This window comes from Dietzia psychralcaliphila (genome assembly GCF_003096095.1).
Classification (GTDB): Bacteria; Actinomycetota; Actinomycetes; order Mycobacteriales; family Mycobacteriaceae; genus Dietzia; species Dietzia psychralcaliphila.
In genome coordinates this window covers 777,405-792,157 of the sequence record NZ_CP015453.1, presented here as the reverse complement: position 1 = coordinate 792,157, position 14,753 = coordinate 777,405, and the positions used below count along the sequence as shown (strand labels likewise).

Annotated in this window: 15 protein-coding genes; 3 read left to right on the top strand and 12 right to left on the bottom strand. The window is 68.2% G+C overall.

Annotation, left to right across the window (positions count from 1 at the left end; all coding sequences use genetic code 11):
- Positions 1 to 62 precede the first annotated feature (62 nt).
- Both A6048_RS03535 and A6048_RS03530 read left to right on the top strand, forming a co-directional pair.
- Positions 63 to 251: a hypothetical protein gene (locus A6048_RS03535; RefSeq protein ID WP_107748799.1), complete on the top strand. Its 189-nt coding sequence runs from the start codon at positions 63 to 65 to the stop codon at positions 249 to 251.
- Between the two features lie 31 nt (positions 252 to 282).
- A complete protein-coding gene (locus A6048_RS03530) occupies positions 283 to 1,731 on the top strand; it encodes an alpha,alpha-trehalose-phosphate synthase (UDP-forming) (protein WP_107748798.1) in 1,449 nt (482 codons plus the stop codon).
- Between the two features lie 33 nt (positions 1,732 to 1,764).
- Here the strand turns inward: A6048_RS03530 and A6048_RS03525 are convergent, their stop codons facing one another.
- The 12 genes from A6048_RS03525 to A6048_RS03470 form a co-directional block, all read right to left on the bottom strand.
- Positions 1,765 to 2,553, bottom strand: coding sequence for a hypothetical protein (locus tag A6048_RS03525; protein WP_107748797.1), 789 nt, complete (start codon positions 2,551 to 2,553; stop codon positions 1,765 to 1,767).
- Positions 2,550 to 3,092 (bottom strand): hypothetical protein, encoded by a 543-nt coding sequence (locus tag A6048_RS03520; protein ID WP_107748796.1) that lies wholly within the window; start codon positions 3,090 to 3,092, stop codon positions 2,550 to 2,552. The genes A6048_RS03525 and A6048_RS03520 overlap by 4 nt, the downstream gene beginning before the upstream one ends.
- Positions 3,092 to 4,510, bottom strand: a complete 1,419-nt coding sequence (locus tag A6048_RS03515) for an MCE family protein (protein WP_107748795.1) — start codon at positions 4,508 to 4,510, stop codon at positions 3,092 to 3,094. The genes A6048_RS03520 and A6048_RS03515 overlap by 1 nt, the downstream gene beginning before the upstream one ends.
- Entirely contained in the window at positions 4,507 to 5,712 is a 1,206-nt protein-coding gene (locus A6048_RS03510; RefSeq protein WP_107748794.1) for an MCE family protein, read from the bottom strand. The genes A6048_RS03515 and A6048_RS03510 overlap by 4 nt, the downstream gene beginning before the upstream one ends.
- Positions 5,713 to 6,978, bottom strand: a complete 1,266-nt coding sequence (locus A6048_RS03505; protein WP_107748793.1) for an MCE family protein — start codon at positions 6,976 to 6,978, stop codon at positions 5,713 to 5,715.
- Complete coding sequence (locus A6048_RS03500; RefSeq protein ID WP_107748852.1) at positions 6,975 to 8,123, bottom strand: MCE family protein; 1,149 nt, start codon at positions 8,121 to 8,123, stop codon at positions 6,975 to 6,977. Before A6048_RS03500 ends, A6048_RS03505 begins: the two co-directional genes overlap by 4 nt.
- A complete protein-coding gene (locus A6048_RS03495; protein ID WP_107748792.1) occupies positions 8,116 to 9,171 on the bottom strand; it encodes an MCE family protein in 1,056 nt (351 codons plus the stop codon). The genes A6048_RS03500 and A6048_RS03495 overlap by 8 nt, the downstream gene beginning before the upstream one ends.
- The gene (locus A6048_RS03490; RefSeq protein WP_231750479.1) at positions 9,168 to 10,394 is read right to left on the bottom strand and encodes an MCE family protein; all 1,227 of its coding nucleotides are present in this window, start codon (positions 10,392 to 10,394) and stop codon (positions 9,168 to 9,170) included. The genes A6048_RS03495 and A6048_RS03490 overlap by 4 nt, the downstream gene beginning before the upstream one ends.
- Before the next feature lie 21 nt (positions 10,395 to 10,415).
- On the bottom strand, positions 10,416 to 11,258 hold the full coding sequence (locus A6048_RS03485; RefSeq protein WP_370446349.1) for an MlaE family ABC transporter permease: 843 nt from the start codon (positions 11,256 to 11,258) through the stop codon (positions 10,416 to 10,418).
- A 10-nt stretch (positions 11,259 to 11,268) separates the two neighbouring features.
- Complete coding sequence (locus A6048_RS03480) at positions 11,269 to 12,033, bottom strand: MlaE family ABC transporter permease (RefSeq protein ID WP_067711895.1); 765 nt, start codon at positions 12,031 to 12,033, stop codon at positions 11,269 to 11,271.
- 233 nt (positions 12,034 to 12,266) lie between these two features.
- Positions 12,267 to 13,196 (bottom strand): 3-oxoacyl-ACP reductase, encoded by a 930-nt coding sequence (locus A6048_RS03475; protein WP_107748789.1) that lies wholly within the window; start codon positions 13,194 to 13,196, stop codon positions 12,267 to 12,269.
- Positions 13,193 to 13,387 carry a ferredoxin gene (locus A6048_RS03470; RefSeq protein WP_107748788.1) on the bottom strand — a complete coding sequence of 65 codons (195 nt, stop codon included), beginning with the start codon at positions 13,385 to 13,387 and terminating at the stop codon, positions 13,193 to 13,195. Before A6048_RS03470 ends, A6048_RS03475 begins: the two co-directional genes overlap by 4 nt.
- A gap of 108 nt (positions 13,388 to 13,495) precedes the next feature.
- On the opposite strand from A6048_RS03470, the gene A6048_RS03465 reads away from it, so the two are divergent.
- Positions 13,496 to 14,752 carry an acyl-CoA dehydrogenase family protein gene (locus tag A6048_RS03465; protein WP_107748787.1) on the top strand — a complete coding sequence of 419 codons (1,257 nt, stop codon included), beginning with the start codon at positions 13,496 to 13,498 and terminating at the stop codon, positions 14,750 to 14,752.
- Position 14,753 lies beyond the last annotated feature (1 nt).

The following is a 14,753-nucleotide window of genomic DNA, read 5'->3' as shown; positions in this document are numbered from 1 at the left end:
TGACGTCGGACGCCTGAGCCCACACGGGCCCTGCGTGCCATACCGACCACGGGAGGACACACATGGCATCCGCCGCAGCGGCCAGCAAGGAGCCCGAGCTCGACGTCGACCTCGAGCCCGTCGCCGACGAGACCGCATATCAGGCCCAGAGGATCGTGGCCTCGTACGCCGCAGACGCCGACGAGTGCCTGATGCTGCTCGAGATGCTCGGGATCGGCCCCGAGAAGGTCGACCCTGCCGACGTCGACTAGCCGCATCACAGCGATCACGGAAGGGACGGGGATGACGCGCGCGACCGAGCAGACGCCGCCGGACGCCGGTGCGGACTTCGTCGTCGTCGCCAATCGGCTACCCGTCGACCTCGTCCGTGACAAAGACGGCCGGGAACACTGGAAGGCCAGCCCCGGTGGGCTGGTGACGGCCCTGGAGTCCATCCTCAAGGCCAACCACGGCGCCTGGGTGGGTTGGCCCGGCGTGGCGGACGCCGCCCCCGAGCCCTTCGACGCCGACGGCATCCGGCTGCACTCGGTCACGCTGTCCGCCGAGGATGTCGGGCTCTACTACGAGGGGTTCTCCAACGGCACGGTGTGGCCGCTGTTCCACGACGTGGTGGTCCCCCCCGAGTACCACCGCGAATGGTGGAACGCCTACGTCGCGATCAACCGCCGGTTCGCCGAGGCCACCGCCGCGGCCGCCGCCACCGACGCCACGGTCTGGGTGCAGGACTACCAACTCCTGCTGGTCCCCCGCCTGTTACGTGAGATGCGTCCCGACCTGACCATCGGGTTCTTCCTCCACATCCCGTTCCCCCCCGTCGAGTTGTTCATGCAGCTGCCGTGGCGCTCGGAGATCGTCGAGGGGATGCTCGGGGCCGACCTGGTGGGCTTCCACCTGCCCGGGGGCGCTGACAACTTCCGGATCCTCGCCCACCGGCTCGGCGGCCACCCCTCGGTGCGGTTGCGCTCCACCCGGGGGCGGGCGTCCGAGATCCGGGTGGACGACCGGAGGGTCCGGGTGGGAGCGTTCCCCATCTCGATCGACTCGGCTTCCATCGACGCGGCCGCCCGCGACCGCGGCACCCGCGCCCGCGCGGAACGCCTGCGCACCGAACTCGGCTCCCCCGAGATCCTGCTTCTGGGTGTCGACCGCCTCGACTACACCAAGGGGATCGACGTCCGGCTCCGCGCCCTGGAGGAGTTGTTCGAGGAGGGGCGGCTCGAGACCGCCGACGTCACCCTGCTCCAGCTCGCCACCCCGAGCCGCGAGAGGGTCGAGCAGTACCAGATCATGCGCTCGCGGATCGAGGAGTCCGTGGGACGGATCAACGGTAGTTTCGGCGAGATCGGGCACCCCGTGGTGACTTACATCCACCGCCCCGTCCCCAAGTCCGAACTCACGGCCTTCTACGTGGCCGCCGACGTCATGCTTGTCACTCCCGTGCGCGACGGGATGAACCTTGTGGCCAAGGAGTATGTGGCATCCTGCACCGACGGCGAGGGCTCTCTCGTGTTGAGCGAGTTCGCCGGCGCCGCCGCCGAACTCCGGCAGGCGTACCTGTGCAATCCGCATGACCTGGAGGGGGTCAAGGACGCCATCATGGCGGCCGTCACCGAGGCGGAGGACGACCGTCGTCGACGGATGCGGGCGCTGCGCCGTCAGGTGCTGGGCAACGACGTCCACGCGTGGGCACGACGGTTCTTCGAGACGTTGGACGCCACCTCCGACGAGTGAGTCGACGGTTCCGGGCCCCCGGCCCGGCCGTCTTTAGAGTGCTTCCAGCTCCCCGAGCCTCCACGTGTCGTCGACCCGCACCATCGACACGGTGAGCCGGGAAGCCGAGCTCGCCGCCTCGGGCGCGTCCTTCGTCGACACCATCCGGTTGAGCATGAGCAGAACCGTGACGTTATCGGCGTCCACGACCTCCTGCGGCGCGGCGGCAGCCACCGTCGCGTAGACGCTGGCCTCCTGCTGTTTGGCAGCGGAGGCGACGGTGGGCATGGATTGCTCCACGAACTCCGACAGTGCTGGATCGGCGAGCCGATCCCGGACCGCAGCGAGTTCCGAATCGACCGTCCGGTGATCGTAGGTGAACATCTGGGTCACGATCTCGCGCGCCGCGTCCGTCGCGGAGGCGGGCGCGTCCGCGACCCGCTGCTCGGTCGCCGCATCTCCCCTGGCCTCGACGTACTGCCAGGAGGTCAGACCGGTGACGACGACGAGGACGGCGGACGCCGCGGCCAGGACCACGGTGAGCCTGCGTCGACGCGACGAATCGAGCGGCTCCCGGGTGGGCCCCGGCGTCGCGCGCGCCCGCTCGGTCCCGGCCGGCTCCGCCTCCCCGGAATCAGCCGGTTCCGCCTCCCCGCCGGTGGTCGTGTCCGCGGCGGCGGTGCGGGGCATGGCCTCCATCCCCTCGAACAGGCCACCGGCACGGGCGGCCGCCAGGGCGCGCTCCCGGGCCGCGTCGGCCTTGCGCTGGGCCCGGGCCGCACGCTCGGCCTCACGCTGCGCACGGCGGGCGGAGCGGGCGTCTGGCACGTCGTTGCTGCTCACGGGATGAAGTTCACCCCCGAGACCCTCATCTCGCCGTCGTCGTGACGGTTGACCGTCACCCGGACGCGGTACTGCCGGTCCTGGTCCTCCTGGGACCGGGGATTGCCGATGGTCTGGTCGATCGCCATGATCACCTCTGCGCGCTCGGGGTAGGAGTGCTCGACCGCTGCGGCGGACACCACCCCGTCGGCCACCACCGCGGTGGTCTTGACGACCTCCTCGTAGGAGTCGCGACGGGGGGTGAACTGCTCGGAGAAGTCGCCCTCGATCATGTCCACGATCCGGTCCACGTCCTCGGTCAGGGTCTCCTGACGGATGGTCATGAGCCGGGTCATCACGTCGGTGGCGAAGTCGCGGTATGACCCATCGAGCTCGCTCGCGGACGCCCGGTCCGCCCGGATCGAGGCCGCCTGGCCACGCTCGGTGAGCCACAGCCCCGAGGCAACGAGGGCCGCCACCAGGCACAGGGCAGTGATCACGGAGGCGACGACCAGCCCGGTCCGCTCACCATCAGTGGGGGTCTCGTCCGACTGCGGCACTAGGTCACTCCATTCGTCAGGATGTCGGCCAGGTCGGCGTCCGCGGACAGCTTGCTCGCGGTCCCCAGGTTAAGCTGACGATACGTCTTGCCGTTCGCACCGAGGTACTCGCCCGTCGCCGGGTCGTACATGGCGGCGGAGGTGCGGATCTCCCGCTCGCCGCTGTTGGACGAGGGGACAACGTTGTACGCGTTCGGGCTGTCACCGGGCGGGCCGACCTCGCTGGTGTCCGGCGGGTTGATGCCCTCGGGGACGTAGTCATCGGCCGCACACTCCGCCGGAGAGGCTGCTCGCCGACCGGGGTACTCCATGCACGGCAGGTTGCGGGCTCCACGGACGGTCGTCTGGGAGTCCTTGGGGACCTTGCAGTAGATGCCGTTCATCAGCGGGGGCACGGACAGGTCGGCGGGCGACCGCCGCTGGTCCGCCGGCAAGAAGCCGGTGGTGCACGGCGGGGTCTCGTTGATCTGGAGGTTGAAATCCACCTTGATCTCACCGGTGTCCTTGGCGCCGTTGATCGCGGTGATGAGCGAGGACACCAGGGCCGGGTAGATCACGAGCAACTGCTCGATGGAGCGGTTGTAGACCACGCCAACCTCGCCGACGCTCACCAGGTTGGCGACCAGCACCGGCATGGTCGGCTGCAGATCGTTGAGGACCCTGGTCGCCCGGGCCAGGGAGTCCGGGCCGCGCTGGATGATCGAGGTCAGCTGGGGCTCGTTGACCCGGAGCTGATCGGTCAGGTCTGCGAGGTTCCGGGTCCAGGCACGGATCGAGTCCGCTGAGCGCAGCTGCGAGTCCAGGACCGGCTCGGCGTCGGCGATCAGCTGGCGGGTGGCCCCGGTGTTGCGCTGGGCCTCCTCAAGGAGGAGCTGCGCGGAGTCCAGGAACTGCTGGAGCTCCCGCTCGGAACCGTTGAACGCGTCGAACGACTCAGAGATGACGCGGCGCATCTTGCCGTCGTCGATCGACGCCATGAGCACCGTGGCCTGGTCCAGGACGGGGCCGATCCCCTGGGGCATGTCGACCCGGTCCTCGCCGAGCACGGTGCCGTCGGCCATCTCGCCGACGGGCTCGCCCTCGGGCACTAGCTCGACGAACTGCTCCCCGACCGCGGAGACACTCCGGATCTGCGCGCGGACGTTCTCGGGGACCTCCGCCCGCGTGTCGAAGTGCAGTTCGGCCACGACGTGACCGGGCTTGAGGGTGACCGCGTCGACTCTCCCGATCACATTGCCCAGGTAGGAGACGTTGGCGTTCTTGTAGACCCCACCGGTGTCCGGCATCTGCAGTGCGACATCGGTGCGCTGCCAGCCGAACGCAGTCGGCAGCTTGAGGTAGGAGACCGACATTACCGACAGGGCGAGAACCGTCACCACGGCGAAGATGGTCAGCTGGATTCGCACGAACCGGGTCATCGGGGGGCCTCCTCAGTCGGGGCGCCGGATCCCGGCTCAGGTGGCAGTTCGGCGAACGGCTCCTCGCCCGAGTGCTCCGGCCGCGGGATGTCGAGGGAGAACGGGTTCGCGCCGGCCAGCGGATTGGGCGCGAGGCCCACATAGCCCTCGAGGCCGGCCATACGGTTGCCGAACTCGGTGCCCAGGAGGAAGGTCTCCGACAGACGCGGCATCGTCGTGTCGGCGTGGATGTACAGGTTGGCGTAGTCGCCGCGGAGGAAGTTGTCGATGCCCGCCTGCGGGAACGGGAACGTGATGAGCACGCTCAGCGCCCGGGTCAGGTCGCGCCCGGCGTTGGCCAGCGAGTCGAGGACCGGCGTGATGTCGCGGAGGTTGTCCACCAGGTTCTGTCCACCACCGGCGTCGATCACCTGGTTGGCCTTGTTGCCGAAATCCCCGAGCGAGACCATTGCTGTGGTCAGCTCCTGCTTCTGGTCGTTGATCAGCGCGACGGCCTCGGGCATCTGCGCCAGCGCTCTGGCCAGGGTGTCGGTCTGGTCGTTGATCTGGCGGGACAGCCGGTCCAGCCCGTCCATGGCGGCGATGATGTCGGCCCGCTGCTCGTCGAGGCCGCTCACGGTGGTCTCCAGCTGGGTGATGACCTCCTTGGCGTCGACCTGCCGGCCGTCCAACGCGGTGTTGAGCTCGCTGGCGATGGTCTCGAACTGCGCCAGCCCGCCGTCGGTCAGGACGACCGACAAGGCCGACAGCGTCTGCTCCGTGGTCGGGTACACTCCGGCGCGGGCCAACGGGATGACGTCCCCGTCGGAGAGCGAGCCCTCGGGTTCGCCGTCCGGGGGCGGGAAGATCTCGAGATGTTGCGACCCCAGGAGGCTGGTCTGCCCGATCTTCGCATGTGCGTTGGCCGGGAGCCGGACATCCTCGTTGAGCGAGACCGTGACGATCGCCGTGTAGTCCTCCACCTGCATGTCCGTGATCGACCCGACGTTGACGTCGTTCACCCGGACCGGGGAGTTGCGGGTGATGGTGGTGACGTTGGGCATCTCGAGGGTGATCTCGTACGCACCCTCCCCCCTGCCCTGCGCTCCGGGTAGCGGCAGGGAGTTGAGACCCTCCCAGGTGCATCCGGCACCGGAGAGCAGCACGACGGCGCCGAGTGCACCTGCCGTCAGAATTCGGCCACTGGGTCGGTTGCGAAACATCTACGCATCTCCCGTCACGAGCAGGGTGTCGGTGAGGTTGTCGCCCTTGTTGACCACGTTGATCAGCGGGTCAGGCCGGTCGGAGACCGGCTGCACACCCGGTGGGGTCTGCGTCCCTGGCTTCTGCGAGTCCCAGATCTGTTGGGGCTCCGCGGTGGGGGTGATCGGCGGGGTGACCGCGCCGTATGGGTAGCTGGAGGCGAGCGAGTTGAACAGCGGGCCCATGTACTGGGCGCACAGCTGTGCGTCGGATTCGGCGGTGTTGTTGGCCAGGCCCGCGATCGCACCGCAGATGAAGTTGGTCGGGTTGGCCATCTGGTTCATGGTCAACACCCCGGTGAGGACGCCCTGGTACGGCCGGTAGATGTTGTAGAAGTTGGCCATGGCGGTGGGGCCCACGTGGAGCACTCCCTCCAGCTCGGCCCGCCGGTCGCGCACCACCTCGGTCGCCTGGCCGAGCTTGTCGACAGCAGTGGTCACGCGTTCCCCGTTGTTGTCGAGGAACCGGTTGATGTCGGTCACCGCCAGGTCGAGATCGCTCAGCGCCGCATCGATGTCGCCCGTCTGGTCTCCGAGCACCTGCGACACGCTGGCCAGCTTCCCCCCGAAGGACACGATCTGTTCCTCGCTCTGTGAGAGCGCTGTGACGAACAGTTGCAGGTTCTTGAGGGTGGTGAAGAGGTTCTCCCGCCCGTCCGAGAGCAGCGCCATGGTCTGCGAGACCTCGTTGAGGGCGTCGCGGACCTCCACACCGTTGCCGTCGAGCATCGCGTCGGCCGAGTCGACGAACTCGCCGAGCGGGCCCGTCTCCTCGTGACCGACGGGACTGAGGGCGGTGGACAGCTTCATGAGCTGCTCCTTGACCCCGTCCCATTCCACCGGGATCGCGGTGCGCTCGACGGGGATCGTGCCGCCGTCCGGCATCTCCTCGCCGCCCGTGAAGGCGGGGGTGATCTGGATGAACCGCTCGGCCACGAGGGACTGTGCCACGAGCAACGCGGTGGCGTCGGCGGGGACCGGGACGTCCCGGTCGACCTTCATCGTGACCTTGGACCTGCCGTCCTCGGAGGTGATCTCGGAGATCCGTCCGACACGCACCCCGAGCACCCGGACGGTGTCGTCCTCGTAGACGCCCCGGGTGGATTCGAAGAAGGCGACGATCGTCTTGGTCCGGGTGGAGAAGAACCACACCGCGGCAATCACGAGGAGGACGACGACGACGAGGGCCACGACCTTGGACAGTGTGGACGCCAGCAGTCGACTCATCGGGGCAACCTCTTCTCGCCCCAGCCGGGGTGCTCGTCCATCAGGGTCAGACCCGGTACGGCCGGCATCGTCGGCTCGCGGACCAGTCCCGGCTCGGGCTGGACGCGGTCGTCGATGAGAGGCATGAGGTCGCGCAGGATGGTCTGCTGGTAATGACCGATCGACAGGTTGGACACGTAGGCGTTGAACCACGGTCCGGACGCCACGGCCTCGCTCAGCGCCGTGGAGAACGGGACGATCCGGCGCAGCCCCAGATCGATGTCCTCTTTGTTGCGGATCAACAGATCCGACACCTGCTCCAACTTGTCAAGGGCGGGTCCGAGCTGTGCCTCGTTGTCCTGGACCACCCCCGAGAGCTGCCGGGCGAGTTCGTCGATGTTGACGATCAACTCGCTGAGGGCCCTTCGCCGGAGGTCGAGCTGGGTGAACAGCACGTTGCCGTCCACCATGAGCTGGTTGATCTGGTCACTTCGCCGCCCGAGGATGTCGGTGGTCCCCGCGGCCTTGTCGAGGAGCTGCCGGACGCCCTCGTCGCGCTCGTTGAGAGAGCGCGAGAGCCTGGTAATCCCGTCCAACGCGCCGCGGATCTCGGGCGAGGACCCCTCCATTGTCTCGGCGAGCACGGTCAGCGCCTCGTCGACCTTGTCCGTGTCCATCGCCTCGACCGTGTCGCTGAGGTCTCCGAGCGCGGCGGTGAGCGAGTACGGGACCGAGGTCCGCTCGAGCGGGATGGTGTTGTCGGGGAGTTCACCCCGACCGTCGGAGAAGACACCGAGCGCGCGCCGGCCCAGGATCGAGTCCGTCTTGACCTGGGCGGAGGTGTCCGTGCCGAGCGCGACGCCGGTGTCGATGTCGAAGCGGACCCTGACCCTGTCCCCGTCGAGCTCGATCTTCCGCACCGAGCCGACCCTCATCCCGGCCACCTGCACCTCGTCACCGGTGTTGAGCCCGGCGGCGTCGGCCACGTACGCGGTCGCGCCGCGCATCCCGTTGACATACGGGATCCGGTCGTAGTTGAGCGAGATCGCCATCAACGCCACGGCCCCCACGGCTCCCCAGACACCGATCGTCTTGGGGTCGCGGTCGCGGAAGCGGAGCTGTCCTCGGGGCGCCTTCGGCGGGGTCCCGTCTATTGTGTCACTCATCGGGGAACGCACACCGTCCCGTCGTCTGCTCGTACTGGGGCAGGTACACGCCCCTACCGGTCACGGGGTTGGTGACCTGCACGATCACACCGCAGAGATAGAACTGGAAGAAGCTGCCGTACACGCCCAAGCGCCCCATCTTCTCGAAGTCGGACGGGAGCCGGTTGATCACGTTCTCGACGAACGGCTCGTCCTCGTTGATGAGCGTCGCCACCCGGTCGATCTGGGCGACGTCCTCGCGCAGGGCCGGGCGGACGTCGGACAGGAGTGTGGTCATGTTGGCGCTGGCGTCGTTGAGGCGTTCGACGGACTCGCCTATCGGCTCGGCGTTCGCGGACAGACCGGAGACGAGCTGCTGGAGGTCGTCGACGATCGAATCGACGTTGGACTGGTTGTCCGACACGGTGGTGAGAACGCCGTTGAGGTTGGTGATCACGTCCCCGATGAGTTGGTCCCTGTCTGCAAGTGTCTGTGTGAGGGACGATGTCGAGGCGAGCAGGTCCTGCACGGTGCCGGCCTCACCCTGGAACACCTTGACGATCGACTCCGACAGTTGGTTGACCTGGCCGGGGTCCAACGCGCGGAACAGCGGACGGAACCCGCCGAGCAAGGCATCGAGATCCAGGGCCGGGGAGGTCTGCGAGATCGGCAGCGTCCCGCCCGCCTCGAGCGGAGACTGATCCCCCTCCCCCCGGTTGAGTTCCAGATAGCGGTCCCCGGTCAGGTTCTCGTACCGCACCATCGCCTCGGTGCTGGCGTGCACGACCTGGTTCCCGGCCACGGAGAACCGGACCGCGGCTGTGTTCCCGTCCGCCAGTGCGATCCGGTCGACGCGGCCCACCTCCACTCCCGCGATGCGCACCTTGTCCCCGGACTCCAGCCCCGAGACGTCGGTGAACACGGCATTAAACTTCTCGGACGCGCCGGAGCGGTACTCGCTGAAGACCATGACCAGACCGGCCAGGACCAGCACCATCACCGTGGTGAAGATCGCCAGCTTGATCAGGGTAAGACGGGCGTTTCGCGCTGCCGAGCGCCCGGCGGTCACGGGGTCTCCCCGTCCATGCCGAGCATGACCTGCAGCAGCGTCGGGGGCGCGGGACGACCGGGCTCGGTGGGCCGCAACGGGCCGAATAGCGGGGCGGGGCGAGAGGTGAACACGTCGGGCATGCCCTCCACGGGGTTGGAGCCCGTGTCGGTCACGACGAACGGGGCGTGGACGTTCGGGTCGGGGAACGGGAGGCCGTAGCAGTTGGGTCCGGTGCTGGCGTTGACCTTCGGCAGGTCCTTGGGGTACTCGTACGCTCGCGCCCCCTGCTGCCACCCCGACTTGAATACCAGGCCGGGCTGGTCCTCGCCGCCGAAGGCTGACGTGGCGCCCTCGACGCCCTGGTTCAGGCCCACGATCAGACAGGTGAGCATGGGGTGGTACTCCGCGAGCAGGCTGGTCGAGGCACGCAGGTCCGAGAGCATCTTGACCAACTCGTTGCCGTTCTCGGACAGCAGGCGCTTGCCGGTCTCGCCCGTGCCGATCGCAGAGACCAGCAATTGTTCGAACCGCGCCTGGTTGCTGACGACGTTGGCGCCGACATCGGTGCCGGAGTCGAGCAGGCGCATGATGTCGGGGGTGACGTCGGCGTAGAGGTTGGCCACCCGCGACCCCTTGGCCAGGTCCCTCTGGAGGGTGTCGATCTGCGGGTTGATCTCCTGCAGGTAGTCGCCCAAGTCGGTGATCGTGCGCCCCACCTGTTCACCGCGCCCGTCGACCGCCCCAGAGACCGCGCCGAGGGTGGCGTTGAGCTTCTCCGGCTCGATCGCGATGAGCAGGTCGGTGAGGTCCTGGAACAGTGTGTTGACCTCGGCGGTGACATTGGACGCCTCGACGACAGTGCCCGCGGCCAGCGGCGTCGGGTCCGGCCGCATCGGGGACTCGAAGTCGACGGACTTCGCACCGAACACCGTGTTGGATCCGATCGTCACCGGGGAGTTGGCGGGGATGGCCTCCAGCGCCGCGGGATCGACCTCGATCTCGATCGTCGCCCCGCCGAACTCCTGGCGGATGTCCTTGACGTTGCCGATCTCCACACCGCGGGCGCGCACCTTGGCGTCGGCCTCCATGACCAGACCGGCGCGATCACTGCGGACGGTCAACGGCACCCGACTGTCGAAGACCCTCGCGAACATCAGGAGGGAGAGCGCGATCACCACGACGATGAAGAGCGCCAGCACCGTCGCCGCGATGCGCTTGGGCACCGTATCGCTCTGACTCACAGTTCTCGCCACGTCCGCCTCCTATCCCGACAGGTTGAAGTTGCCGTCTCCGCCGTAGATCGCGAGGGAGACGAGAAGGGTCACGGTCACCACCGCGATGAGCGAGGTGCGGACGGCGTTGCCCACGGCCGAGCCGACGCCGGCGGGACCGCCGGCGGCGTTGTAGCCGTAGTAGGTGTGGATGAGCATGATCGTGATGGCCATCGCTATGGCCTGGACGAAGGACCACAGGATGTCCGTGGGGATGAGGAACGTCGAGAAGTAATGGTCGTACACGCCACCGGACTGACCATAGATCTGGACGGTCGCGAACCGGCTCGCCACGAACGAGGCGATGACGGCGAGCGAGTACAACGGCACCACGGCGATCATCCCGGCGACGATCCGGGTGGAGACCAGGTAGGTGATCGAGTCGATCGCCATGACCTCCAGCGCGTCGATCTCCTCGGACACCCGCATCGCCCCGAGCTGGGCCGTCGCGCCGGCACCGATGGTGGCGGCCAACCCGATGCCAGCGATCACGGGGGCGGCGATACGGACGTTGATGAACGCCGCGAAGAAGCCGGTGAGCGCTTCGACCCCGACGTCGGTGAGCGAGGAGAAGCCCTGGACCGCGATCACGCCGCCGGTGGCGAGGGTGAGGAAGCCGACGATCACCACTGTGCCGCCGATCATCGCCAGCGCACCCGTTCCCATGGCGATCTCGGCGATCAGACGCAGCGTCTCCTTCGGGTACTGGGTGAGCGCCCGCGGCGTGGCCAGCAGTGCTCGCCAGAAGAACAGGGCGATGCCGCCGAAGTCGTCGGCCCTGCCGACGGTGTGGTGCCGGGCCCGCGCGAGGCGCGGGAACCGGGTGGTCTCAATGACGGTCACCTCACGCCCCCAGGACCTTGACGCCGACCGCCGTGAGCACGGTGTTGACGACGAACAGGGCCATGAAGGCGAAGACGACGGTCTCGTTCACAGCGCTGCCCACCTCTTTCGGCCCGCCCCGGACGTAGAGGCCCTTGTAGCAGGCCACCAGGCCGGCGAGCATCCCGAACATCCCGGCCTTGATCTGCGCCAGGATGAGCTCACCCAGGCCCGTGAGCAGGGTGATCCCGTCTACAAAGGCGCCCGGGTTGACGCCCTGCAGGAGAACCGAGAAGAGGAAACCACCGAGGATGCCGATCGTGCACACCAGGCCATTGAGCAGCAGCGCCACGAAGGTGGACGCGGCGACCCGGGGGACGACCAGGCGCTTGACCGGGTCGATCCCGAGGACCTCCATCGCGTCGATCTCCTCGCGGATGGTGCGGGCCCCGAGGTCCGCGCAGATGGCGGTGGCCCCGGCCCCCGCCACGATGAGGACCGTGACCATGGGACCGACCTGGGTGACGGCGCCGAGCGCGGCCCCCGCCCCCGAAAGATCGGCCGCACCGATCTCGCGGAGCAGGATGTTGAGCGTGAAGCTCACCAGGACGGTGAACGGGATCGCCACCAGGATGGTGGCCATCATGGAGACCCGGGCGATGAACCAGGACTGTTCGACGAACTCCCGGCCCTGCCGCACGATCGACGGGAAGGACACGAACGTGTCGAGGCTCATGGCGACGAAATCGCCGACTCCCTTGAGCGGCGCATCGAGAACTCTCGCCATATCGCCCCCCTCCTGTCTTCTCTCATCCCCCGGTCGCACCGAACTGAACAAGTGACCGGTTCGGCGTGACCTAGATTACATAGTAGCTAGAACACGTTCTCATTAGCAAGGCCTACCAATCACCCCCGAACGGTGCCCCTGCGCGTGTGCCGGGAATCTAACACGCCCCGACACAACGAAAGCGGTCCCCGCGCGTCTCTCAGCAAACGCCGCGGGGACCGCATCGGTTCAGGTCAGAGGGTCATGATCTCCGAGGCGGAGAAGGACTTGCCCTCGGGCCGCCCTGACCAGTGGCCGGAGACCGCGTCGGCGAACTCCCGGCGGTCCCACACACCGCCCTCGGCGTCGAACCGCTTCTCCACCACCGGGGCGTCCACCAACGCCACCATGCCGCCGTATACCACGAACAGCTGACCGCTGACACCGGCCGCGGCGGGCGACGCGAGGTACGACACCAGGTCCGCCACCCGGTCCGGCGACAGCGGGTCGGGCCCCTTCGACTCGTCCCAGTCCTCGAAGACGCCCTCGGTCATCCCCGTGCGTCCCCGGGGAGCGATGGCGTTGGCCGTACAGCCGATCCGGGAGAGCACACGTGAGGCCGAGAGGGTGAGCGCGGTGATGGCGGCCTTGGCCGCGCCGTAGTTCGCCTGCCCGGGCGGGCCGAAGAGTCCCGCCTCGGACGAGGTGTTGATCAGCCGCCCGTACACCGGGGAGTCGGACTTCTTGCTCTCGCCCCGCCAGTGGGCCGCGGCGTTGCGGGTGAGCAGGAAATGCCCGCGCAGGTGCACCCTGATCACCGCGTCGAAGTCGTCGTCCTCCATGTTGAACAGCATCTTGTCCCGGGTGATGCCGGCGTTGTTGACCACCACGTGCAGGCCGCCGAGTCGCACGGCCTCGGCCACCATCGCGTCGGCGGTCTCCCGTTCGGAGACGTCCCCGACCACCAGGGCGGCCTTGGCGCCCGCCGCCTCGATGTCGCCGATCACGGCGTCCGTGGCCTCGCCGGACCGGATGTCGTTGATGACGACCGCGGCCGCACCCGAGCGCGCCAACTCCACGGCTTCCGCGGCGCCCAGCCCGGAGCCGGACCCGGTGACGACCGCCACCCGGCCGTCGAGCGAGAGATCCGCCCCGAGGTCCTTCCGGCCCTGCCCGGGCGTCACTCCGCGACCTTGAGCGCCGCCATCGGGCACTTCTCGACAGCCTTGAGCGCGCGCTTCTGCAGTTCCTCGGGGACCTCGTCGACGATCACCCGCACCACCTCGTCGTCGTCGTTCAACTCGAAGACCTTCGGGGCGAGCCCGACACACACGGCCTGCCCCTCGCAGCGGTCGGGATCCACGTCAATCCTCATACCCGTCCTCCTTGGCCGGGCCCGCGACCACTGTGGCCGCGAGCATGATTCGATACTATGTGAGACACGACACTAGAACGTGTTCCACTCGAGATGAGCTTAGGGCATATGGACATCACCTACACCACAGACCAGCAACGGCTGCGCGGGGAGTTGCGCGAGTACTTCTCCGCCCTGATGACCCCCGAGCGCCGAGAGGCCTTCACCTCCACGACCGGCGAATACGGCCACGGCAACGCCTACCGTGAGATCGTCGCCGAGATGGGCCGCGACGGCTGGCTGACGATCGGATGGCCGGAGGAGTTCGGCGGTCGGAACCGCCCGATGGTGGAGCAGTTGATCTTCACCGACGAGGCCGCGATCGCCGGGGTCCCGGTGCCCTTCCTCACCATCAACTCGGTCGCGCCGACGATCATGGCCTTCGGGTCCGAGGAGCAGAAGAGCTACTTCCTGCCCCGGATCAGCCGCGGCGAGCTGCACTTCGGCATCGGCTACTCCGAGCCGGAATCGGGCACGGACCTCGCCTCCCTGAAGACCCGGGCCGTGCGCGAGGCCGGGACCGGGGAGCACGCGGGCCGGGAGGTGTACCGCATCAACGGGCAGAAGATGTGGACGTCCCTCGTGGCCTACGCGGACTGGATCTGGCTGGCCGCACGCACCGATCCGGACGCCAAGCGACACAAGGGCATCTCGATGATCATGGTGCCCACCGACGCCGAGGGGTTCTCGTGGACTCCCGTCCACACGATGGCGGGCCCGGACACCAGCGCCACCTACTACCAGGACGTGGTGGTGCCCGCCTCCAACCTGGTCGGGCCCGAACACGGCGGGTGGCCGCTCATGACCAACCAGCTCAACCACGAGCGGGTCGCCCTCACGGCCGCCGGTCCACTCCAGGCCTCGCTCCGGCAGGTCCTGGAGTGGGCGCGCACCACGCGTGCGGCCGACGTCGGCCTGCCCGGCGGCGGGGACGTGATCGACAACGAGTGGGTGCGCACCCACCTGGCCCGCGTCCACGCGATGGCCGAGTACCTGGCGCTGCGCAACTGGGAGATCGTCTCCGCCGACTCCACCACGCCCACCCGCATCGCCGCGTCGGCGACCAAGGTGTACGGCACCGAGACCGCGTGCGAGGCGTACCGGCTCCTCATGGAGGTGCTGGGCTCCGCCGGGTTCCAACGCTCCCACTCCCCCACCGCCGTCCTCCACGGGCGCATCGAGAAGCTGCATCGTTCGGCCCTCATCCTCACCTTCGGCGGAGGCACCAACGAGGTCCAGCGCGACATCATCGCCGCCGCCGGACTCGGGTTGCCACCGGCGCCGCGGATCGCCCCCACTCCGTCCTCTGCCCGGAAGGACAGCTGAC

Excerpts from the sequence above, each read along its gene's own strand:
- A6048_RS03535 (WP_107748799.1), top strand. The coding sequence starts at position 63 with ATGGCATCCGCCGCAGCGGCCAGCAAGGAGCCCGAGCTCGACGTCGAC.
- A6048_RS03530 (WP_107748798.1), top strand. The coding sequence starts at position 283 with ATGACGCGCGCGACCGAGCAGACGCCGCCGGACGCCGGTGCGGACTTC.
- A6048_RS03515 (WP_107748795.1), bottom strand. The coding sequence starts at position 4,510 with ATGACCCGGTTCGTGCGAATCCAGCTGACCATCTTCGCCGTGGTGACG.
- A6048_RS03510 (WP_107748794.1), bottom strand. The coding sequence starts at position 5,712 with ATGTTTCGCAACCGACCCAGTGGCCGAATTCTGACGGCAGGTGCACTC.
- A6048_RS03505 (WP_107748793.1), bottom strand. The coding sequence starts at position 6,978 with ATGAGTCGACTGCTGGCGTCCACACTGTCCAAGGTCGTGGCCCTCGTC.
- A6048_RS03500 (WP_107748852.1), bottom strand. The coding sequence starts at position 8,123 with ATGAGTGACACAATAGACGGGACCCCGCCGAAGGCGCCCCGAGGACAG.
- A6048_RS03480 (WP_067711895.1), bottom strand. The coding sequence starts at position 12,033 with ATGGCGAGAGTTCTCGATGCGCCGCTCAAGGGAGTCGGCGATTTCGTC.
- A6048_RS03470 (WP_107748788.1), bottom strand. The coding sequence starts at position 13,387 with ATGAGGATTGACGTGGATCCCGACCGCTGCGAGGGGCAGGCCGTGTGT.
- A6048_RS03465 (WP_107748787.1), top strand. The coding sequence starts at position 13,496 with ATGGACATCACCTACACCACAGACCAGCAACGGCTGCGCGGGGAGTTG.